Origin of the sequence: Chlorobium sp. KB01, from assembly GCF_001975465.1 — a bacterium.
Taxonomy (GTDB): Bacteria; Bacteroidota; Chlorobiia; order Chlorobiales; family Chlorobiaceae; genus Chlorobium.
The window spans coordinates 1-20955 of sequence record NZ_MPJE01000029.1; the positions used below are offsets into that span (position 1 = coordinate 1).

The 20955-nt window shown below is 49.5% G+C and carries 20 protein-coding genes and 1 pseudogene; 4 read left to right on the forward strand and 17 right to left on the reverse strand.

All coding sequences use genetic code 11. The features are described 5' to 3' along the window. The 15 genes from BOO20_RS03070 to BOO20_RS03140 form a co-directional block, all read right to left on the reverse strand. On the reverse strand, positions 1-614 hold a 614-nt coding region (locus BOO20_RS03070), incomplete at its 3' end, for a cbb3-type cytochrome c oxidase subunit I (protein WP_198935408.1). A 250-nt stretch (positions 615-864) separates the two neighbouring features. Beyond that, complete coding sequence (mtnA, locus tag BOO20_RS03075; protein ID WP_076790486.1) at positions 865-1929, reverse strand: S-methyl-5-thioribose-1-phosphate isomerase; 1065 nt, start codon at positions 1927-1929, stop codon at positions 865-867. A 14-nt stretch (positions 1930-1943) separates the two neighbouring features. Next, on the reverse strand, positions 1944-2765 hold the full coding sequence (locus BOO20_RS03080) for a purine-nucleoside phosphorylase (protein ID WP_006365218.1): 822 nt from the start codon (positions 2763-2765) through the stop codon (positions 1944-1946). Positions 2766-2905: 140 nt separating this feature from the next. Next, positions 2906-3595: a YggS family pyridoxal phosphate-dependent enzyme gene (locus tag BOO20_RS03085; protein ID WP_076790488.1), complete on the reverse strand. Its 690-nt coding sequence runs from the start codon at positions 3593-3595 to the stop codon at positions 2906-2908. 12 nt (positions 3596-3607) lie between these two features. Beyond that, complete coding sequence (locus BOO20_RS03090) at positions 3608-4099, reverse strand: peptidylprolyl isomerase (RefSeq protein ID WP_076790490.1); 492 nt, start codon at positions 4097-4099, stop codon at positions 3608-3610. Between the two features lie 28 nt (positions 4100-4127). After that, positions 4128-4808, reverse strand: a complete 681-nt coding sequence (locus BOO20_RS03095; RefSeq protein ID WP_076790492.1) for a tetratricopeptide repeat protein — start codon at positions 4806-4808, stop codon at positions 4128-4130. 146 nt (positions 4809-4954) lie between these two features. Beyond that, entirely contained in the window at positions 4955-5728 is a 774-nt protein-coding gene (locus tag BOO20_RS03100; protein ID WP_076790494.1) for a TatD family hydrolase, read from the reverse strand. Further along, the gene (gene lspA, locus BOO20_RS03105; RefSeq protein ID WP_076790496.1) at positions 5718-6227 is read right to left on the reverse strand and encodes a signal peptidase II; all 510 of its coding nucleotides are present in this window, start codon (positions 6225-6227) and stop codon (positions 5718-5720) included. The genes BOO20_RS03100 and lspA overlap by 11 nt, the downstream gene beginning before the upstream one ends. A 41-nt stretch (positions 6228-6268) precedes the next feature. Beyond that, positions 6269-7141 carry a shikimate dehydrogenase gene (locus BOO20_RS03110; protein WP_076790497.1) on the reverse strand — a complete coding sequence of 291 codons (873 nt, stop codon included), beginning with the start codon at positions 7139-7141 and terminating at the stop codon, positions 6269-6271. A gap of 24 nt (positions 7142-7165) precedes the next feature. After that, complete coding sequence (locus tag BOO20_RS03115) at positions 7166-8566, reverse strand: tetratricopeptide repeat protein (protein WP_076790499.1); 1401 nt, start codon at positions 8564-8566, stop codon at positions 7166-7168. A gap of 112 nt (positions 8567-8678) precedes the next feature. After that, positions 8679-10553 (reverse strand): excinuclease ABC subunit UvrC, encoded by a 1875-nt coding sequence (gene uvrC, locus BOO20_RS03120; protein ID WP_076790501.1) that lies wholly within the window; start codon positions 10551-10553, stop codon positions 8679-8681. A gap of 130 nt (positions 10554-10683) precedes the next feature. Then, positions 10684-10908, reverse strand: coding sequence for a DUF6814 family protein (locus BOO20_RS03125; protein ID WP_006365209.1), 225 nt, complete (start codon positions 10906-10908; stop codon positions 10684-10686). 26 nt (positions 10909-10934) lie between these two features. Continuing rightward, positions 10935-12509, reverse strand: a complete 1575-nt coding sequence (locus BOO20_RS03130) for an MFS transporter (protein WP_076790504.1) — start codon at positions 12507-12509, stop codon at positions 10935-10937. A 73-nt stretch (positions 12510-12582) separates the two neighbouring features. Beyond that, positions 12583-13020, reverse strand: a complete 438-nt coding sequence (locus BOO20_RS03135; protein WP_076790506.1) for a universal stress protein — start codon at positions 13018-13020, stop codon at positions 12583-12585. A 408-nt stretch (positions 13021-13428) separates the two neighbouring features. Continuing rightward, positions 13429-14526 (reverse strand): hypothetical protein, encoded by a 1098-nt coding sequence (locus BOO20_RS03140; RefSeq protein WP_076790507.1) that lies wholly within the window; start codon positions 14524-14526, stop codon positions 13429-13431. Between the two features lie 311 nt (positions 14527-14837). Between BOO20_RS03140 and BOO20_RS03145 the strand changes: the two are divergent. Then, a pseudogene (locus BOO20_RS03145) lies at positions 14838-15334 on the forward strand (NUDIX domain-containing protein). 89 nt (positions 15335-15423) lie between these two features. Here the strand turns inward: BOO20_RS03145 and BOO20_RS03150 are convergent. Next, positions 15424-16320, reverse strand: coding sequence for a DUF1207 domain-containing protein (locus BOO20_RS03150; RefSeq protein WP_233120861.1), 897 nt, complete (start codon positions 16318-16320; stop codon positions 15424-15426). Between the two features lie 33 nt (positions 16321-16353). After that, positions 16354-17283 (reverse strand): aspartate carbamoyltransferase catalytic subunit, encoded by a 930-nt coding sequence (locus tag BOO20_RS03155; protein WP_076790549.1) that lies wholly within the window; start codon positions 17281-17283, stop codon positions 16354-16356. Positions 17284-17439: 156 nt separating this feature from the next. On the opposite strand from BOO20_RS03155, the gene hypA reads away from it, so the two are divergent. Genes hypA through hypF form a run of 3 tightly spaced genes read left to right on the forward strand, consistent with a single transcriptional unit; the run spans position 17440 to position 20914 of the window. Next, positions 17440-17793 (forward strand): hydrogenase maturation nickel metallochaperone HypA, encoded by a 354-nt coding sequence (gene hypA / locus BOO20_RS03160; RefSeq protein WP_076790511.1) that lies wholly within the window; start codon positions 17440-17442, stop codon positions 17791-17793. A gap of 5 nt (positions 17794-17798) precedes the next feature. Continuing rightward, positions 17799-18623 (forward strand): hydrogenase nickel incorporation protein HypB, encoded by an 825-nt coding sequence (gene hypB, locus BOO20_RS03165; RefSeq protein ID WP_076790513.1) that lies wholly within the window; start codon positions 17799-17801, stop codon positions 18621-18623. Then, positions 18584-20914 (forward strand): carbamoyltransferase HypF, encoded by a 2331-nt coding sequence (gene hypF, locus BOO20_RS03170; protein ID WP_076790514.1) that lies wholly within the window; start codon positions 18584-18586, stop codon positions 20912-20914. Before hypB ends, hypF begins: the two co-directional genes overlap by 40 nt. The last annotated feature ends 41 nt before the right edge of the window (positions 20915-20955 follow it).

Here is a 20955-nt window from a genome sequence, read left to right on the forward strand (position 1 = left end):
TTATGGCCGTACCACCACTCCACATTGGCATCGTTTGCTCCGGAATAGACAGTGTAGGATTTGAAGAGTGTGACGGGGATTTCGAGGTTGTTGACAATGTAAAGGATGGCGATGGCTACCGTCATGGCGATAATGTACCAGAGCGAGATGTACATCTGCTTTTCGCGGCGCTTGATCAGAGTGCCGAAGACGTTGACGGCAAACATGACCCAGAAAATCACCACACCGATATCAATCGGCCACTCAAGCTCGGCATACTCCTTTGTGGTATTCATTCCCGCAAAGAGGCTCACGGCGGCAAGAGCTATAATCGCATTGAAGAGAAAGAGATGTGCCTGGGCCAGACGGGGAAAGGCAAGTGGTGATCTGGTCAGCCGCTGCAGCATGTAGTAGGATGCCGAAAAAATACCTGCAAGAGCAAAGCCGAGTCCGAGTCCGTTGGTATGAACAACACGCAGACGTCCGAAACTGAGCCAGGGAGTGATATTCAGCGCAGGATTGAAAAGCTCAAAGGCAATCCACAGTCCGACCAGCAGACCGATGACCAGCCAGAATACCGCTGACCATGCAAAACCGCGCACAGTTTTGTAATTGTACACTACTGCTTCATTCATGCCTTACTCCGGTTCTTTTTGCGCCTCAGTTCATTGTTCCGCAAAGCCGGGACGAAGTCAAAACGTGCAGCACTCAAAAGAGGTGCTCTTTGTGAAAAGTAGAGAGAGGGAACGGGATGAACAATCTGCGAAAGTTCACTTTATAGAATGAATGTAATGAGAAATAGTGATTTAGTCATGCGGAAAATTAAAAATCCGGATTAACCTGATCCGGATTTTTAACTGATGGGATTGGTGATGTACCGCTGTGTTATTGTCCAAAAAGCGTTTTAAGCTCATCAACATAGTTGCCGACAACTGCCTTTTTATCGGTGATGATGCCCCGGAGGAACTTGCCCGGAGTTACATCAAAAGCATAGTTGAGCACCGGTGTGGTCGGAGTTGCCACCTGTGTGCCGAATATGGTTCTCAGCTCATCGGCATTCCGCTCCTCGATCGGGATGTGTGTCCCGTCAGGAATGGTAATGTCTATGGTTGATACCGGAGCGGCAATGTAGAACGGCAGGTTGTGATGGTAGGCGCTGATTGCATGGGCGCAGGTTCCGATCTTGTTGGCGGTGTCGCCGTTGGCGGCAATCCGGTCGGCACCGACAATGCCGAAATCAATCATGCCTCTCTGCATCAGGAATGCCGAGGAGGAGTCGGAAATAGAGACAAACGGTATGCCGTCGTGCTGAAGCTCCCATGCAGTCAAACGAAGTCCCTGGAGAAGCGGACGGCTTTCGGAGGTGATGACACGCTCGATCAGCCCCTCCTGCCAGGCAAGTCTGATAACGCCAAGCGCAGAGCCGGTGCCGCAGCAGGCAAGTGTGCCGGTGTTGCAGTGGGTCAGCACGTTGAGTTTTCTTTTTTTCAGGATATCGGCAAGGTCAATCTTGATCTGGTCAACACCGTAGCGCGACATGAGATCGCAGTTGGCAATCTCGTCAAGATGGATTTTCTTTGCGGCTTCATTCATTTTTGCAAAGAGAACTTCAATCGGATCGCTCTCGAAATTGTCGTCATAGACCTGTTTCAGACGGGCAGAGGCGAAAAAGAGGTTGACCGCAGTCGGCCTTGATGCTTCGACGTCCGCAATAAGTGTTTTGAAGAAGGGAGGGAACTCCTCCTTGCTTCCCCTGAAGCTGTTGATGCCGAGAATGATCGTATAGGCTGCTGCAACACCGATAAGGGGTGCGCCCCGAACCGCAAGGGTCTTAATGGCTTCAATAGCCTCCTGATGGCTCTTTGTTGAGACATACTCCTCCCTGAGCGGCAGGAACCGCTGGTCAAGGTAATGAAGCGTGTCGTTACTGAACGAGATGGCGTCTATCATGCTGTAAAAAAGGGTTAAAGATTTTCAACAACGGACTTGAATATCGCGGTCATTTTCGGCTCAGCCTGGTTTGAAACCTCGATGATCTCTTCAATGCTGACCGATTTCAGGTTATCCGGGAAACACTCGTCGGTAATGATGGACATGCCGAAAACCTCTGTGCCCTGGTGTACGGCAGCGATAACTTCAGGCACTGTTGACATGCCGACTACATCTGCACCGAGATTTCTCAGCATGCGGTACTCGGCACGCGTTTCCAGGCAGGGTCCTGAAAGTGCAATATAGACTCCGCGCTGAACCTTGAGCTTAAGGTCAAGAGCCACCTTTTCAGCCAGATCAAGCAGTCGCATGGAGTAGGGGGCACACATGTCAGGGAAGCGTGAGCCGAGTTCCGGATCGTTGGGACCGATGAGGGGATTGCCGCCAAGGAGGTTGATATGGTCGTCGATCAGCATGATATCGCCCTTCTTGTAGGAGGGGTTGAGTCCGCCGCAGGCATTGGTGATGCCGAGGGTTTTAACACCGAGGTGTTTCATGACTCTGATCGGGAAGGCAATCTGCTGCATGGTGTAGCCTTCATAAAAATGGAAGCGGCCCTGCATGGCTACTACTTTTTTCCCGGCAAGGGTTCCAAAAATCAGTTTTCCATGGTGGGTTTCAACCGTTGAGATAGGGAAATTCGGGATGGTTCCATAGTCGAGCGAAAACTCTACCTTGATCTCCTTTGCCAGTGCGCCGAGTCCTGTTCCAAGAACAATACCGACAGGGTAGTTATCCTGGGTTTTTTTTCTGATAAAGGCAACTGCTTCCTCGATTTTTACCTTCTGTGAGATCATGGTAGGTCAGGTTTATTGATTATTTGAATATTTGAAGCCCCTCCCGGCAGGCGGTAACTGCCTGTAAAATTTGACCCGTAATATAATCTCTTCAGATGTCAGATAAAAATGCGGGAGTGCTTCTGCTGTGTATTCCTGTTTCAGCGCCAGCCGAAGATGGAGGAGCCTACACGAATCATGGTGGCACCTTCATGAATTGCCGCTTCAAAATCTCCGCTCATGCCCATGGAGAGTTCAGTCAGCTTTTGTGGATGAGGGGCGATTTTTTTTAACGATTCAAGCAGCAGGCGAAGAGTGCGGAACTCCCTCCGGGCTGATTCGATTTCGGGAGAAGCGATGGTCATCAGGCCCCGGAGCGTGATGTTCGGGAGTTTAAAGAGGGACTCTGCCGTTGAAAGCAGCTCATCAGGCGGCATGCCGTACTTTGATGATTCACCGGAGGTGTTGACTTCAAGGAGGTAGTCGATCTGCAGGTTGTGTTGCTGTGCCCGTTTTGAAAGCTCTTCAGCCGTTGAGCGTTTATCGATACCGTGAACGAGCGTCACTTTATCGATGATTGAGCGTACCTTGTTCGATTGCAGATGGCCGATAAAGTGCCAGACAATCGGACTTTTTTCAAGAATGGGATCCCTGGATTTTTCCAGAAACTCCTGGACATAGCTCTCTCCGAACTCAAGCTGACCGGCATCAAGAGCCTCTTTTACCTGCGCTGCCGGTTTGGTTTTGGAGACAGCGATCAGACGAACCGAATCAGGCTGCCTGCCTGCTTTGATGCAGGCAGCCTTTATCTGTTCACGTATGGACTCAAGATTTGCTGCAATGCTTTGCATGAGTGGTTCCGATTATGACTGTACAGCCGGAACAATGGTCTCAATGATGACCGGAACAAGCGGGTTGTCATTGGGGTCGGTTTTGACAACGGCAATTTTATCCACTACATCAATACCTGCTTCTACAATGCCGAATACGGTGTACTCTCCGTCGAGAAAACCGTTATCCTTATGGTTGATATAGAACTGGCTGCCGGAAGAGGCTTTCTGGGGATTGTTGTTGCGAGCCGCAGCAAGTGTTCCTTTTTTGTTTGGATGGCGGATTTCGGCAGGTATCTGCTGTGACGGACCTCCGGTACCATGCAGTGCACGCTTCTCCTCATGGCGCGAGAGAGGATCTCCGGTCTGGATCATGAACCCTTCGATTACGCGGTGAAAGCGGATGCCATCGTAGTAGTTTTCGCTGACAAGTCTGGAAAAGTTGTCACGGTGAAGGGGGGTGTCGTCATAGAGGGCGATGGTGATATCGCCAAGGCTTGTCCTGATCGTGAATTTTTCGGGCATAGGAACGGGTAGTTAAGAGACGGGTTGATTAAAGTTTTCCTGAAACCTGCCAGAGTGATCGTTGTGCAACAGCTGCTGCTGTTGAACCGGGATAATCGTCAATGATTTTTGTATAGAGTTCTGCTGCTTTTTTAATCTGGTTTGTCTGCTGGAGACTTTCTGCCGACTTGACAAGATATTGTGCCTTGAGCACTTCATTTTCAGCCTTTTTTGATGCCTCCTGGTAGCTCTCTGCCGCCTGAATAAACTGATTTCTGTTGATATAGCAGGCACCGGCACCGGCAAGTGCGGCCGCTGCAAGGTCTTTGTTGGCAATAGAAACTGTTTTGAAGGTATTCAGGGCGTTGGTATAGTCGCCGGATAAGTACCAGGCATTGGCCAGCAGCAGGGCGGCCATATTGCCACTCGGTGTTCCAGGGTATTCGGCTGCGATTTTTTTCAGTCCCGGAATATTTCCGTCTCCATTGATGGCTGCGCTGAATTTGCCGCTGTCAAGAAACGGCGCTACTCTCGACAACTGGAGTGATGCCTGCTGTTCGTTTGCCTGTCGCTGCTGCATCCAGAAATAGGTGCCAGCACCGAGACAGAGCAGGAGGAGAACAACGCCGATGAGGGCGTTTTTATATTTGATGGCAATGTAGAGAAGATTCTCTTCTGCCGCCGGTTTAACCGTTTGAGGAGCCTGTGAAGTTGTTTTTATGTCGTTCATAACTGGTTTTTCTGGTTGCTGCTTCGGTTGTGTTCGGGGTATTTCGAACCCGCAATTCCGGCCACAAACCTAAGCAAGTTTGCATGAATTTCAAAACAATGTAATGAGGCCAGGGTTTATTGACCTGGCGATTGTCTCCATACCTCTCAAAGTGCCGGTAATCTAAACAATTCGATACTATTCTCAGCTATCCGTTTCGCGGTCTCATGCAGTGTGATCCCCCGGATTTCGGCTATGGCGCCGGTGACGAAACGGACATAGGAAGGCTCGTTTCGTTTGCCTCTGAAGGGTGCAGGGGCGAGGTAGGGAGCATCGGTTTCAGTGAGAAGATCATCAAGTGAAACCTCCCTGATAACGTCAGGAAGCAGCGACCGCTTCCAGGTTACTGTTCCGGGAATGGAGAGCTTGAATCCCATTCTGATGCACTCTCTGGCAATAGTTGTGTCACCAGAAAAACAGTGCATCATGCCGCGAAGTGATGAGTGTTTCTCTTCGGAAAGGATGCGCAGCATATCCTCCCAGGCATCCCGGCAGTGGATAACGACAGGAAGGTCAAGTGTACGGGCAACTCCGAGCATCTGGCGGAACGCATCCTGCTGGGCGGCTTTGTTATGATCAGGGTAGTGATAGTCCAGTCCGATCTCGCCGATGCCTGCAACTTTCGGTGAGCGGGCAAGTGATGCAAGTTCCGCAAAGATCTCTCCATCTACAGGACTCGAGGCTTCATGCGGGTGGAGTCCGACGTTGGCATAGATAAAATCATATCCGGAGGCCAGTTCAATTGATTTCCGGCTTGTCGGAACATCAATACCGGGATCAATCAGCAGTCGAACACCTTCACGGCAAAGTCGTTCAATGATCTCTTTCCGGTCATTATCGAAATCAGGAAAAGAGAGATGAGCATGAGTATCAACCAGCATTGTTCTGCTCTCTTGCTGTTGCGTCAGGAAAGACGCGGTTATAAAACAGGATCAGCAGGCAGGCACCTGTCGTGATGGCGGAGTCCGCAACATTGAATATGGGCCAAAGGGATACCCAGGTTCCGAAAATATTGCCGTGATAGAGGTCGAAATAGATGAAATCAACGACATGACCGATGCTTACACGATCAATCATATTGCCGATTCCTCCTCCGACAATGAGGCCGAAAGAGAGAAGAAAGAGCGGACTCCTGTTTTTGGAGCGAATAACATAGAAAACGACAGTAGCGGTTATCAGACCGGTCAGAAGCAGGAGTATCGCAGGTGGAGCAAACTCAACACCGAAGGCAACCCCTCTGTTTTCAGCATAGGTCAGGGAGAAGAGGTTCGGGATGATGGTGAAGGTTTGACCACTGTCCCGAAGCAGCGAGACTGCAAGTTTTTTTGTCAGTTGATCAGCAGTGATGACAAGGAGAATAAGGGAGAGAAACAGTTTCATTTTCAGGAGGAATAAGCGTGTTAGTTAGTCAGGTGGTCAGTTCAGTCGTTCTCTTTCTGTTTGATCTCCTGCATGATCACTTTTTTTACGGCTTCTACAGGCATCGCCTTGCCGGTCCAGAGCGCAAAGGAGAGTGCGGCCTGACCGATCAGCATCTCAATGCCTGATATGGTTGTGGCACCCTTGCGTTTTGCCTCCAGGAGCAGAGGGGTATCAAGAGGGTTGTAAACCATGTCATAGACAATCTGACCCTTGTGAATCAACTCCCGGTCGAGGGGAACAATACTCTCTGTTTGGTCATTATTGCCACCCTTTGTGCCGATCGGCGTGGCATTGACCATAACGGCACAGCTCCGCAATTGCTCTTCTACGAGACGCTGATGGCAGATTGTCACCAGTTCCTTGTATTCATACCCGTCAAGCATCGCTGTTGCCTTTTCAGGATCTCTCGCATATACCATGATCTTACGCGGAGAGAAAAACAGCCTGAATGCCTCAATGGCTGCAAGTGCAGCGCCACCACAGCCGAAAACAGAGACCGGTTTTCCCTCTATCAGGCTTGCATAAGGTTTAAGCGGTGTTGCGAATCCTTCAATATCGGTATTATGGCCGGTCATTTTGCCGTCACGAATAATGATGGTATTGACCGCACCGATTGTTGCCGCTTCCGTTGAAAGCTCATCAAGAAAGGGGACAACCGTTTTCTTGTAGGGGATGGTTACGTTGAACCCGGCTATACCAAGAGCTTTTGCGCCCCGGAGCGCATCGCCGATCATTTCAGGATCAGCAATGTTGAAAATGGTGTAATAGTAGGGAAGATCGAGCAGTTCAGAGGCAGTGTTATGAATAAGCGGAGACCACGAATAATCAACTGCACGGCCGATAAGACCAAGGATTTTTCTTGTTTTCGTCATGCAGGTGTTCAGGTCAGTATGTGATCATGAAATGCCGAGCATCCGCCTGACGGAATCCTGCTGGTAAAGTTCCGGAAAGGTGCTCTGGAAGAGCAGTTTTTTATCCGGATCGATCTTGAATGCCTTGCTCAGCGCTTTGAGCGTGCTGAGTTTGTCGCCCATCGCAAAATAGGCGGCAGCAATTTCAAAATGGGCTTCGGCTGAAAAGGGCTGAAGTTTCAGTGATTGCTGCAATGCATCAATGGAGGCATTGACATCACCCGCTTCGCGGAGTACCATGGCAAAATCAACCCATATCTGGGGGCTTTCGGGATCAATCATGATGATCTCCCGATAGGTCGATATGGAGTTTTCCAGATCATTGAGATTATACTCGATTTCAGCCTTCAAAAGAAGAAACTCAATGCTCTCCGGAAGGGCCGTCAGTGCCTGGTCAATGGCCGAAATGGCCTCTTCATACTCCTCAAGAGCTTCATGGCAGCAAGCAAGAGCGAACCATGCATCGGTAAACTCACTGTTTATCTCAATACAGCGGCGGTAGCAATGAACAGCTTCGCTGTAATCCTCAAGCTCTTCATAAGCTATGCCGAGATTATAGAGCGCATTGATATCATCCGGCTCCTGTTCAAGGGTTTTTATGTAGCTTTCGGCAGCCTCCTCGATACGACCGGTAATGGCAAGAACATTTGCCCGGTTGTACCATGCGGAACTGAAATCTTCGGAGATGGCCAGACTCATGTCGTAGGAGTCAAGCGCTTCGTCGTAACGCTTCATTTTGCTCAGTACAAGGCCATTGTTGTACCATGCATTGATATTATACGGATCCTGATCAAGGGTTTTGCGGTAGCATGAGGTACTCTCATCAAGTTTTCCGAGAATATCCTTGCAGTAGGCAAGTTCATACCATGCGTCTGAAAATTCAGCGTCAAGCTCAAGAGCCCGTTCAAAGTCCTCTTCAGCTTCAACAAAGCGTTCAAGACGCTGAAGGACTATTCCGCGGTAGTAATGGTACTCCTTCTCAATGGAGGAGTCGATAATCATTTTTTCAAGCTCTTCAAGCGCCTCATCAAGATGTCCGGTATTGAACCAGGCGAGGGCAAGATTCAGAGCCATTTCGCTGTCTGAAGGGCTGAGAACAACCGCTTTCTGAAAAGCTTCAAGTGCCTCTTCAAAAGAGCCATTGAGTGTCAGGCAGTTCCCAAGGTGAAACCAGGTCTCGGTATTATAGGGGGTTATCTCTTCAAGACGACGAGCTACCGCTAGAGCCTCAATCACGAAGCCGTCCTCATTGTACTGATTGAGCCGGTCAACCAGCTCTTCTGAGTCAAACATCGCATCAAGACCATCAAGGCCGGGCACTTCCTTTCCTGACGGATCCGATTGGCTATGGCGGTGGTTATCGTCAAAAAAATCAGGCAGGTTCATAAGTAATCATAAGAGTTGCTCTATCGTCCATCGTAATCATCATAAGCAAATATAACAGAATTTTCTTAAGAAAATATACATGAGAAGAGGGGATGGGGAAGATCGATAGCATTCAGGGATGGTAAAAGAGATAGACGGCTTGGGCACTTTTTGCTCCGGTTGCAGCCTGTAGTTCCTCTATGGTTGCCCTTGACACCGCATCAGCCGAACCGAACTGTTTCAGCAGCTTGAATGCGGTTTTTTCGCCAATTCCTTCTATTGTTGTGAGTTCCGTTTGGAGAGTCCGTTCAGTCCTGAGTTTTCTGTGATAGGTAACAGCAAACCGGTGAGCTTCATCGCGAAGCTGCTGCAGCAGTTTAAGTGCCGGAGAGGTTTTTGGCAGATTGAAGGGGTCCGGGGCATGAGGAGTGAAAATTTCTTCAATGCGCTTTGCCAGCCCGATTACAGGGCAGGATATTCCGAGTGCATTGAGTGCATTAAAGGCGGTATTGACCTGGCCTTTTCCCCCGTCAACAACAATCAGATCAGGCAGCGCGAGCTCTCTTGCAAGAGATCCGCCATACCGGCGATGGATAACCTCTTCCATAGCGGCATAGTCATCCGAGCCTTGAAAACTTTTCAATCTGAATTTTCTGTAATCGTTTTTTTTTGGTTTTCCCTTCTCAAAACAGACCATAGAACTGACATAATCCGTGCCCTGAAGGTGAGAGTTATCAAAACACTCGATCCTCTGTGGCATAACGGAGAGATGGAGCAGCTCCTTTAAAGCGATAAGGCCGTAGTGTTCTCTTGCTGCCTCCCCTCTCTTCTGTTTCTGGATCAGGAACTCCTCAAGATGGTGTCGCGCATTCTGGTGGCACATCTCCATAAGATGAGCTTTCTCACCGATCTGCGGCACCAGGAACCGGATCTGTTTTTTTTCCTGTTTCTCCTCTCTCTGTTTTTCTGTCAGGAGCGCCCGCAGAGCACTCTCCTCCTCATCAGTGAGTGGTTTGCGGAGCAGAATCTCATCAGGAATCAGCTCAAGGGTCTCCAGATAGTATTTTTCAAGCACTCTCGACTGCAACACCTCCACGCTCTCTCCACTTGTATTATTCATGTAGATACGCTGTGAGCCAAGCAGTTTTCCTTCCCGGATTTTAAACACCACCGCGCAGGCATCATCCTCTCCGGACGCAACAGCAAAAACATCCCGGTCGAGGGCGTCACCGGAGACTACTTTCTGTCGTTCAGCATAACGTTTCAGGCTTTCAAGCTGTGCTTTCAGCTCTGCCGCCTGCTCAAACTTCAGTTCTGCCGCGAAGTGCTCCATGCGTTCAGTGAGTGTTCTGATCATTGCCGAAGTTCTTCCTTTCAGCAGACGGATGATCTCTTCTATCATGAGGAGGTACTCCTCTTCATGCTGAAGCCCTTCGCATGGGCCTTTGCATTTATGGATATGGTAGTCCAGACAGACCTTGAATTTATGTGCGGCAATATTTTCCGGACTCAATCGATGCTTGCAGCTCCGGATGGGAAAGATAGAGCCGAGCAGGTCAAGAATGGTTCGCAGTTGTCCGGCCTCGGTGTAGGGGCCGAACCAGGTTGATCCATCCCTTCTGACCTGACGGGTCAGAAAGATTCTTGGAAAAGGTTCATTGGTGATGACCAGGTAGGGATAGGTTTTATCATCTTTCAGATTAACATTGTAGCGCGGTTTCAGCTCCTTGATGAGATTGTTCTCAAGAATAAGCGCTTCGACCTCAGAAGAGGTGATGATGACTTCAAAACTCTCAATATGTGAAACCAGTACCAGTGTTTTTCCGAACAGTTGCTGAGGATTTCTGAAATAGGAGCGTACCCGGTTCCTGAGGTTTTTTGCCTTGCCGACATAGATAACTCTCCCTTTGTCATTGATGAACTGGTAGACACCAGGAGATGAGGGGAGGGTAGAGAGCTTCTCTTTCAGAACTTTGGATCTGCCGTTATGTTCATCATGATTATCCATGATCAAATGCGGTTGGAAAGTGATGTTCATTCCCGATGCTCGGGGTAAAAAAACAATAAATAAAAAAAGGGAAAGCCGCACGAAAGATGCGGCTTTCCCTTGAAAAAAAACATGCAGTTACTGGTGAATGCTATGCAATAACATCATATTCACCTTTCAGGGCAAAGATCCCGAAAGTAATCAGGCTGAATGCGATAATCGGCATAAGCACGACAATAACGATAGACCAGAATATCCAGTTCTCTTCACTGGGTTTCGCCGCGATCTCTTTCATCGCCTGCATGATCACAAGCGGGATAATTCCCACACCCATGACCGTCCAGAGCAGTCCGAAAATCCTTTTTATTGCTGACATAATAGATTGATTTTAAAGGTTCTTGATTACTCTACGTCAAGGTTGTTTGTCTTGTTTGATATGTACAGCGAACCGACGACAAAGCTGACGCCGGCAATCAGGATCGGATACCAGAGACCGGCAAGCGGATCGGCAGGCGGAAGATCCGGACCGGGACGGGTTGCTTCAACAAGACGGGTCGAGATAAGCGGAACCAGACCGCCAAAGACGCCGTTGCCGATATGGTAGGGCAGGGACATCGAGGTATAGCGGATACGGGTCGGGAAAATCTCAACCAGGAACGCAGCAATCGGGCCGTAAACCATGGTCACAAAAATAACCTGGATAAGAACCAGACCGATCATCTTGTAGTAAAGGTTCTGGGGAAGGGTTACTTCCTTCTTTGTTTCAGGTTTCAGCTTGTCTTTCGGCATTGCAGCTTTAACGGCAGGATCAACCGGAAACTTTTTCTTGACGGTCTCCTTGTAGCTGGTTCCGTCGGTATAAAGTTTGGTGGTGACGGAAGTGATCAGCGAGTCGGTGCCTTTCACTTCATACTTCATCTTGTTGACTGTTTTGTCTTCGATCACCTCTTTGGTTTTGAGATTGGCATCGCTGTACATGATGGTATAGATCGGTCTGTAGGCAATAACAGCGATCAGCATACCGGCCATCATAATGTACTTGCGTCCGATCTTGTCAGAAAGCGATCCAAAGACGATGAAGAACGGTGTTCCGATAAGCAGAGCGATAGAGATGATCATATTGCTCTGAACAAACTCGACGTTACAGGCATTCTGCAGGAAGGAGAGCGCGTAGAACTGACCGGTGTACCAGACTACACCCTGACCGGCGGTTGCACCAAGCAGTGCGATAAGCACCATCTTCAGGTTATCCTTCTGTTTGAAGCTCTCGGCCAGAGGATTTGCAGAAGTTTTACCCTCTTTTTTCATCTTGGCAAAGAGAGGTGACTCCGACATTCTCATGCGGATAAAGATCGAAACGCCTACAAGGAGAGCCGAAAGAATAAACGGTATGCGCCATCCCCAGTCGGTAAAGGTTTCAACACCAAGAGTCTGACGGACAGTCAGAATGACTCCAAGTGCAAGGAAGAGACCAAGGGTTGCTGTTGTCTGGATAAAGCTCGTCCAGAATCCCCGTTTACCTTCAGGCGAGTGTTCAGCTACATAGGTAGCAGCGCCGCCGTACTCACCTCCAAGAGCAAGACCCTGAAGAAGGCGAAGAATAAAGACAATTGCCGGAGCGAAAAAGCCGATGGTTTTATAGCCGGGAACAAGGCCGATGGCAAAGGTTGAGCCACCCATGATGACGAGTGTTACAAGGAAGGTGTACTTTCTGCCGATAAGATCGCCAAGGCGCCCGAAGAAGAGTGCGCCGAAAGGTCTGATGACAAAACCGGCGGCAAATGTTGCCAGTGTGGCCAGCAGTGCGGCTGTAGGGTTGTCTTTGGGGAAAAACTGTTCGGAAATGATTTTAGCAAGGGTACCGAAAATATAAAAGTCATACCACTCAATGAGCGTCCCGACCGAAGAGGCGGCGATAACCCGCCGGGTGCTGGAGACCTCTTCGGTATGGGAAACGTTTGTGACATTTTGTGCCATAAAGGTTTTCTTTGATAGTTAAAAAAAGTAGTTACAAGCTGTTTTTCTGTATGCCGCAGGCAAACAGTGACTATTACTTGATGAATTCGTGCTCGTTCTCCTTGACGATGAGTACCGGGCATGGTGCGCGGCGAACCACGTGCTCGGCAACACTTCCGAGAATCATCCTTTTAAGGCCACGGCGCCCATGTGATCCCATGACAATGACATCGGCCTCCTGGCGTTTTGCATAGTCAATAATGCACTCTTCAGCAAAACCTTCATAAATGACATAGTCGGAAACAATCCCGGCCATCTGCTCTTCTTCAATAAGCATTGCGAGCTTTTTTTCGGCCTCTGCGCGTTCTGTTTCCAGACCATGTGAATAGTTGATCGTTGGATCGTTTTCGATAACGCCAACCAGAAAGACCTCTCCGCCGGAAAGTCTGGCAAATTCGTTGGCATATTGCAACGACTTGCGGGACAGCTCAGAGAAATCAATCGGGCAGATGATTTTTTTAATGGTAATCATAGCTCCGCTGTTATAGTTTGGTTGTTGAAATGAAAATCATATAACAAGAACAGAAAAAAATATTCGCCGCAAATCGGGTGGAAACGTATAACTTCAGGGTATTCATCATAAGAGACCGGACTCTCTCTCTCTCTCTCTCTGTAAAAAAAAGAGGGTATACGTAACGCAACAGAACAAAAAAGAGATGAGGGAACTCTTTTCGTCTGTCGAATGAAATCAGGATAAAGTAAAATAGGTGTGTAAGTAATTTCTTTTCGCACCCGTTTTTATTATATCAAGCTAATAATATCCTGAAAAATATGCAATACAACAATTGTGATGTTCTGATACCGCATTGACATTTTACAAGCCGTTCAGACAAGAAAAAAAGCCGCAGTCTCCTGCGGCTTTTTTTCCGATACAGCCAGATCAGAACGTTACAGTCGCATAGAGCTCTGTGCGAAGCTGGTTGTTCTTTTCTGTTCCGGTAATACCTACAACATCTTTTCCGCTTGCACGGTAGCGCAAGGTCGGGGTAAGGCTCAGGGTTCCGGCGGCTGATTCATGCAGCTTGACGTTGTACTGTGCCCAGACAAAGACGTTGTTGTATGTGACATCAGCAGCAGGTGATTTGTCCTTGGTTCTGTTGTAGTCAACCCATGCCGTTACAGGACCGGATTCGCCTTTTGCTCTGAGGAGATAGCCATCGTAGTCAACATTTGTATCAACCATATTGCTCTGACCTTTAGTGTCCCGGCAGATAGTGTAGAAGCCGCTGAGTCCGATTTTGGATTTGCCTGCAGGAATGGAGATGTTTGCACCGGCTGAGTTCGGAGAAACTTTCTGATAGGTAACGCCCCTGACATCAGTAAGTGCAACGATTGCCTGTGGCTCAATGGTTACGTCGCCGAGAGTTGTTTTGTAGGTCAAATGAAGCGCATAGCCATCATTGAAGAGGCCATCGCCGGTAGCAGGAGTGTTTTCAATGGTTGAGTTGTTGTCGAAAACAACGAGCGTAGCATTTAAATCACCATTGCCAACTTTGGTGCCGTAATTGAAGCCGAAGACACGGTCATAATTCCACGTTGCAACCGGGATATCGACAGCATAGACTCCTGCTGAAGAGAATGCAGTTGGTACCGGATAAAGGGTAATGTCAAAAATCGGATTGTTAATACTGTTGAGCGGAAGACGGCCAAGCATATAGTGGCAATCTTCAAGCATACGTCCGAAGTAGAAGTTTGAGACTTCGAGCGGATTTCTTTCGGAATTGTTAGCTGCAACCGTCTGCCATCCTCCGGCAACACCTTCATTCTGAATCATGCTTTTGAAAAAATATCCGCTGCCAAGATCGGCGGCTGCCTTAAGGCGAATTCTGTACTGGGTTTTAAGGTCTTTTGTCGCGGAATTGTCGAACTGGCCTCTCTCTCGAACTGCTGCATCGCCGCTGATTTTCAGTTCAGCAGATGCCGGTGATGCATATGACAGTACTGCAAACATTGCAGCAAGTGATAGCATTTTTTTCATAATGTTCTCCGTTAGGTTTGTGTGTGTGCTTTATTACAGAAAAAAAATCGACGATTGTTAATGAATATAAAACAATATAGCTGTCCGGAATAAAACTAAAAAGAACTTTTTAGTAACAAATTTTTACAAAAATAATAAAAATATCTATCACGATCAAATGTTGATTATTGTCACATATCCTCCCGTCAATAGTTTATATTTTTTCAATTCTGATGCAGGTGTATTTATTTCTGTTTATCTGTGAAATAAAATATGCGTAAAAAAATATACAGACGTTTTTTTGATTTTATAACCATGAAGATAATTACCGAATGTCACAGGTACGACTCAGGGTCAGTGCTTTATGCATAAAGGATGCTCAGATACTTCTTGTTGAACACAAAAGCTTTGCTCCGGATGATCCGAAGCTTCCTTCCAGTTACTGGATTCTGCCCGGAGGAGTGGTCGAGCGGGGAGAGACGCTTGAAGCGGCTGTTCAGAGGGAGATGTTGGAAGAGACCGGTCTTGAGTGCAGGGTGGGAAACCTGCTGTTTATAAAGGAGCCCATCCTGGAGTTTCGGCGCAGGGTACCCTTCATCACTCGGTATCACTCGGGTTCTTTTGTGAGGTGACGGGAGGCCGGATGATAACCGGAAAGGATCCGGAATATCCCGATGACAAACAGGTGATTATAACGGTGAGCTGGATTCCTTTGCATGATCTTGACCGTTACGATCTCTACCCCCCATTTCTTGCCGATTACATTCGCACTAAGTCGGATGGGGGGCTTGAAAATGCTGTGCCCGAGTTTTTTGCTTCACCGGAATAAAAGAAGAAGTGAAAAGCAGTGGACGGAATGGACGAAGGTTCCACCCAACGAAGCAATCGAATCGCGGAATAAATTGATAGAGGAGCCCTTCAGAAATCGATGATAATTCCTGCCGTACTGAAGCTCTCCGGGCGGTAGAAATACATGCCGTGGCGGCTCATTCCGGAAAAATAGTTATAAGCGACCCGAACGTTTTCAAGACCAGCCGCCTTGAGCCGCACTCCCGCCTGGAGGTTCCATGTGCCTCTGTATCCTTTGGTGTCATTCAGGTTATCATGCCATATCGGCAGTAATTTCAGATCAGCCGCCACATAGGTATTGCCCGGAGTGTTGAGCTCAGCGCCGGCCTGGAAAGAGTGCGGGCTGATGCCGCCGGGAATGGTGTGATAGACTAACTGGTAACCGGCATAGATACGGTTATTCGGCGAACTCAATGCGACAACGAGATTGATAAATTCCCGGCTGTAGGTGAAGGGGATAGGAAAGGGGCAGTCACCCTGAATCCACTGACCGGCAGCAGAGTCGTAGTGGCCATCTTCAAAATGGGCGGAGATATGGCTGAATCTGGCTCTTGCACTGAATTCATCAAAAGGAAGCCTGTCGCTGGTGATTGGCTTTTTCCAGCTTGTGTTGATACCGAAAATATAGTCGATTGCATCAACCGGGAATTTGAAGCTTTCGCTCCGCCGCAGGCGGGAGTAGGTACCGAAATCAACCCCGACGGCAAAATCCCTGTTTTTACTCTGATAGAGATCTGCTGAGGAACCGATGTCGAGCTGGAGCGTTCGATCACTTAACGAAGGCATTACAGCTATTCTCGGCTCCATCGGATCGGCCTGAAGCGGGGTGAAGATTGTCTGAAAATTCGGGTTAAGCAGTGGTTCTGCCTCTCCTTTTTTTACCGGGATCAGGATCAGGAGTGCAAGCGTGAAGAATGCCCTGCAGTAGCGCCAGTAGTTGCTTTTCATGGTGGGGAGTTGTTGCATTATCGTATGGTATCCGGTCATGAAGATGAGGTTTTATGATTCGGCTATCAGGGTGTTCAGCACCGCCATGCGCACGGCAACGCCGTTTGTAACCTGCTCAAGCAGCATGCTTTTTGAATATCCGGGGGGCTGTATGCGGTCAGCAACATGGTTGGAAATCTCTATTTCGCGGTTTATGGGGCCGGGGTGGAGCACTAGCAGATGTTTCTGAATCCGTTCGAGCCGTTCATCGCTCAATCCGTAGTGGACGGAATACTCTTCAAGAGAGGGGAGATAGCCTCCGGTTGCTCGTTCAAGCTGAAGGCGAAGCACGATAGCGGTGTCAGCCCATGCAATGGCTTCATCAAGATTGGTGAAGAGCTTTACGCCGAGTCTGTCGGGATCCGCAGGCAGCAGGGTCACCGGGCTGCACAGGCCCACTTCTGCACCGGCGGTCAGGAGTCCGAAGATGTTGGATCGAGCGACACGGCTGTGCAGAACATCGCCTATAATAATAACTTTCAGTCCGGCCAGAGTTCCAAAATAGTCGCGGAGCGTGAACATGTCAAGCAGAGCCTGGGTGGGATGTTCATGTGAACCGTCTCCTGCGTTGATGACGTTTCTTGAAGTTATTCCGGTTATGAGATCCGCAGCTCCAGAAGAGGGGTGGCGCAGCACAAAGGCGTCCACCTGCATCGCCTCAAGGTTTCTGATGGTATCGCTCAGCGTCTCTCCCTTGGTGACACTGCTTGACGAGGCGCTGAAATTGAGTGTTCCTGCGCCGAGATGGCGTGCGGCTATTTCAAAGGAGAATCGGGTTCGGGTTGAGTTTTCAAAAAAAACAAGGGCAATGCGTTTGTTTTTGAGTGTGGCGGCAAATGAGGGTGAGCCGGTTATCAACTCTTTCTTGAACCCGGCAGCCATGTCGAGAAGTCCGGTGATTTCAGAGGCCGGAACGTTGCATAGTCCAGTTAGGTGCTTCAAATCCGACTTATAAATGTAGCTGTTCAAAAAGATTCTTTTCGCGAAGTTACAAAAAAATTGATGATCAAGAACTACCTTACCTGATGAGGAGTTCCGGAATTTTTATCCGGGTAGTTTTATCTGTTTATTTTGAACGAACCGTTCCTGAATGTCGTTATGCACGAGATGAGTATTGCGCTTTCAATTATTGAAGCAGTGGAGGCGAAAGCTCGCGAAGAGGGAGCCGAAAGGATTTCCGGTATAGATCTGGTTGTCGGGAAATTGGCAGGGATTCAGCCTGAATCGTTGCGATTCTGTTTTTCGGCAGCGGCAAAAGGGAGTATGGCGGAGTCAGCACTGCTTCAGATAGAGGAACCTGAAGGTATCGGTGAGTGCCTGGAGTGCGGCCGGAAGTTTCCGGTTTCTTTTTGTTATGCGGAGTGTCCCGAATGCCGTTCTTTGAAGATCGGGATTGTGTCGGGTGAGGAGTTCAGAATTCAGACAATCACAATAGAGGAAGAGGGAGATTAATACCTATGTGCGATACCTGCGGCTGTTCGACCGAGGGCGGGGTGGTGCTCCGTAAGCCCGGTGAGACCGGTTACCATCTACATATCGTCGAGAGCGATCACGAAAGCGCTATCCATAGCCATGATGAGGCTCACCGTCATGACCACACGCATCACCATCACCATGAAGAGGGCAGCGGCAGGAAGGTTCTGCTTGAGCAGGATGTTCTCCTGAAGAACAATCTTCTTGCCGAAAGAAATCGTGGTTTTTTTGAGGCGCGAAACATCTTTGCGCTTAATTTTCTGAGCTCTCCCGGTTCAGGAAAAACCACTCTGCTGGAAAAAATCATTCCCTTGATTGTTCCGCACTCTCCGGTTGCCGTTATAGAGGGTGACCAGCAGACCACCAATGATGCTGACCGGATTCATGCACTTGGAGTTCCGGTCATTCAGGTCAATACCGGTTCCGGATGTCATCTTGATGCGATGATGATCAACCGTGCCGTGAAGGAGCTTGAGTTGCAGAATAACTCTCTGCTCTGCATCGAAAATGTCGGCAATCTTGTCTGTCCGGCAATGTTTGACCTCGGTGAAGCTCTGAAAGTGGTTGTCATCAGCGTGACCGAGGGAGACGACAAGCCTCTGAAGTATCCGAACATGTTTCATGAAGCGGATCTCTGCATTCTCAACAAGATAGATCTTCTTCCCTATGTTGATTTTGATGCCCTGAAGTGCAGGGAGAATGCTCTTCGTATCAATCACCATCTTGAGTGGCTTGAAGTTTCAGCCAAAACCGGCGAAGGGCTTGACCTATGGCAGCAGTGGATCAAAAGCAAAATTCAACAGCACTGAATACCGCAACTGCCTCTGTTGAAGAGCGGAGGAGTATACGGGTCAGCGGTATCGTGCAGGGGGTAGGGTTTCGGCCGTTTGTCTACCGGCTTGCTGTCGGGTATGCTTTGAAAGGGTTTATCCGGAACACTCCCGTCGGAGTGCTGATTGAGGTGCAGGGACGCGCTGATCTGCTCGACCGTTTCAGCCGGGCTGTGCAGCATGATGCGCCGCCGCTGGCAAGGATAGAAGCACTGGAGGAGTGCGTCATTCCTGTGGTTTCTGAAGAAGGTTTTGAAATAGGCAGTTCCTCTTCCGGAGAGGCGCTTGAAACGCTTATTCCGCCTGATATTGCACTCTGTAACGACTGCCACAGAGAGCTTTTTGATCCCGAAAACCGCCGCTTCCGGTATCCGTTTATCAACTGCACCAATTGCGGCCCCCGCTATACCATAGTCAGCAGGCTTCCCTATGACCGTCAGTTCACCTCCATGCACACCTTTGCGATGTGCCCGGAGTGTGAGAGGGAGTACCATGATTCCCTTGACCGCCGTTTTCATGCGGAACCGACAGCCTGTCCGGTTTGCGGGCCGGCACTCCAGTTAGTTGATGCATCGGGCAGAACTTCTGACGCTGATAATGTTCTGGCGGAAGCTTCCGCCATTCTCCGAAGCGGTGGTATTATTGCCTTGAAGGGAGTGGGGGGATTTCATCTGGCGGTTGATGCCTCCAATGAGGATGCTGTCCGGCGGCTCAGAGCGAGAAAGGGGCGTGAAGCCAAGCCGTTTGCCGTGATGATGCGCGACGCATCGGTTGCCGTCAGATATGGTGAGTTGAGTGCCGGTGAGCTTGCTGCGCTTAACGCAGCAGAAGCGCCGATTGTGCTCCTTAAAAAGCGGGATGGCACTGCCCTTGCACCCTCTGTGGCTCCAGAGAGTGACCGGCTTGGCGTTATGCTTGCGTATTCACCTCTGCACGCGCTTCTTTTCGACGGGAGTCCGGCGGTTCTCGTGATGACCAGCGCGAATTTCAGTGAGGAGCCGATTACGAGTGAAAATGATGATGCTGTCAAGAGACTCCAGGGTATTGCCGATGCCTTTCTTCTGCATAACCGGCCGATCTATCTGAAGTGTGATGATTCGGTAACTATTCACCTTTCGGGCAAGCTCCGACAGTTACGGCGGAGCAGAGGGTATGTTCCCGCACCGCTCCACCTTCGTGAGAGCGGCCCCTCTGTGCTTGGAACCGGCGGGGAGCTGAAAAACACCATCGCTCTGCTGAAAGGCTCCCATGCGATTCTGAGCCAGCATATCGGCGATATGAAAAACCTTGAATCCTATCGTCATTTCGAGCATGTTGCCCTTCATCTTCAGCATCTCTTTCAGGCATCACCCGAACTTCTGGTCCATGACCTGCATCCCGGTTACATGACGACGCTCTGGGCGCAGAAACAGAATATTGCACTGCTTGGCGTTCAGCATCATCACGCCCACCTTGCCTCCTGCCTTGCCGAACAGAGAGAGGAGGGACCGGCAATCGGGCTTATCCTTGACGGGACCGGTTACGGCAGTGACGGCAGGATCTGGGGCGGAGAGCTGCTCATTGGCAACGCCGGAGGAGCTGAACGGTTTGCTTTTCTGGAACCCATGCCCCTGCCTGGCGGGGAAGCGGCCATCATGGAGCCATGGCGGGCAGCAGTCGGCTACCTGTTCAGAAGCTTTTCGGAGATGCCTGAACTTCCCTTTATGAGAGGACGGAGTATTGACCCGGTAGTCGAGTTGCTTGAAAAGCAGGTTGGTCTTTACGAAACATCGAGCTGCGGGAGGCTGTTTGATGCGGTTGCCGCTCTTTGTGGCTTGAAGGGAGAGATCAGCTATGAGGGAGAGGCCGCAGTTGCTCTGATGCATGCAGCCGGGGGCGGCACAGGCGACAGCGCATTCAGTTACGGGCTTCAGGAGGAAAACGGGCGCTGGATCATTCAGGTGTCGCCGATTGTCCGCGATGCGGCAGCAGCGGTACTCCATGGCGTGAGTGTTGCTGAAATCAGCCGCCGATTCCACCGGACTCTGCTTGACTGTTTTCAGGAGATCATCGGCAAGGCTTCGATGGCAACCGGCATAAAAACAGTTGCCCTGAGCGGCGGGGTTTTTCAGAATGCGCTTCTTTTTGAAACATTGATCCGGGAACTTGAAGCCGGAGGGTACCGGGTGCTTGCCCACTCACTTGTTCCATCAAATGACGGCGGCCTCTCCCTCGGCCAGGCCATTATCGGCCGCGAATACCTTAAAGGCAGATACAAAGGAGTCCGGTAACTTTTCTGCCTTCTCTTTTATACGTCCCATAAGTCCTATAA

Excerpts from the sequence above, each read along its gene's own strand:
- hypF (WP_076790514.1), top strand. The coding sequence starts at position 18,584 with ATGGCAGCAGTGGATCAAAAGCAAAATTCAACAGCACTGAATACCGCA.
- hypA (WP_076790511.1), top strand. The coding sequence starts at position 17,440 with ATGCACGAGATGAGTATTGCGCTTTCAATTATTGAAGCAGTGGAGGCG.
- BOO20_RS03125 (WP_006365209.1), bottom strand. The coding sequence starts at position 10,908 with ATGTCAGCAATAAAAAGGATTTTCGGACTGCTCTGGACGGTCATGGGT.
- BOO20_RS03095 (WP_076790492.1), bottom strand. The coding sequence starts at position 4,808 with ATGAACGACATAAAAACAACTTCACAGGCTCCTCAAACGGTTAAACCG.
- BOO20_RS03085 (WP_076790488.1), bottom strand. The coding sequence starts at position 3,595 with ATGCAAAGCATTGCAGCAAATCTTGAGTCCATACGTGAACAGATAAAG.
- hypB (WP_076790513.1), top strand. The coding sequence starts at position 17,799 with ATGTGCGATACCTGCGGCTGTTCGACCGAGGGCGGGGTGGTGCTCCGT.
- BOO20_RS03150 (WP_233120861.1), bottom strand. The coding sequence starts at position 16,320 with ATGCAACAACTCCCCACCATGAAAAGCAACTACTGGCGCTACTGCAGG.
- BOO20_RS03140 (WP_076790507.1), bottom strand. The coding sequence starts at position 14,526 with ATGAAAAAAATGCTATCACTTGCTGCAATGTTTGCAGTACTGTCATAT.
- BOO20_RS03110 (WP_076790497.1), bottom strand. The coding sequence starts at position 7,141 with ATGACGAAAACAAGAAAAATCCTTGGTCTTATCGGCCGTGCAGTTGAT.
- mtnA (WP_076790486.1), bottom strand. The coding sequence starts at position 1,929 with ATGATAGACGCCATCTCGTTCAGTAACGACACGCTTCATTACCTTGAC.
- BOO20_RS03080 (WP_006365218.1), bottom strand. The coding sequence starts at position 2,765 with ATGATCTCACAGAAGGTAAAAATCGAGGAAGCAGTTGCCTTTATCAGA.
- BOO20_RS03135 (WP_076790506.1), bottom strand. The coding sequence starts at position 13,020 with ATGATTACCATTAAAAAAATCATCTGCCCGATTGATTTCTCTGAGCTG.
- BOO20_RS03115 (WP_076790499.1), bottom strand. The coding sequence starts at position 8,566 with ATGAACCTGCCTGATTTTTTTGACGATAACCACCGCCATAGCCAATCG.
- BOO20_RS03090 (WP_076790490.1), bottom strand. The coding sequence starts at position 4,099 with ATGCCCGAAAAATTCACGATCAGGACAAGCCTTGGCGATATCACCATC.
- uvrC (WP_076790501.1), bottom strand. The coding sequence starts at position 10,553 with ATGGATAATCATGATGAACATAACGGCAGATCCAAAGTTCTGAAAGAG.
- BOO20_RS03100 (WP_076790494.1), bottom strand. The coding sequence starts at position 5,728 with ATGCTGGTTGATACTCATGCTCATCTCTCTTTTCCTGATTTCGATAAT.
- BOO20_RS03130 (WP_076790504.1), bottom strand. The coding sequence starts at position 12,509 with ATGGCACAAAATGTCACAAACGTTTCCCATACCGAAGAGGTCTCCAGC.
- lspA (WP_076790496.1), bottom strand. The coding sequence starts at position 6,227 with ATGAAACTGTTTCTCTCCCTTATTCTCCTTGTCATCACTGCTGATCAA.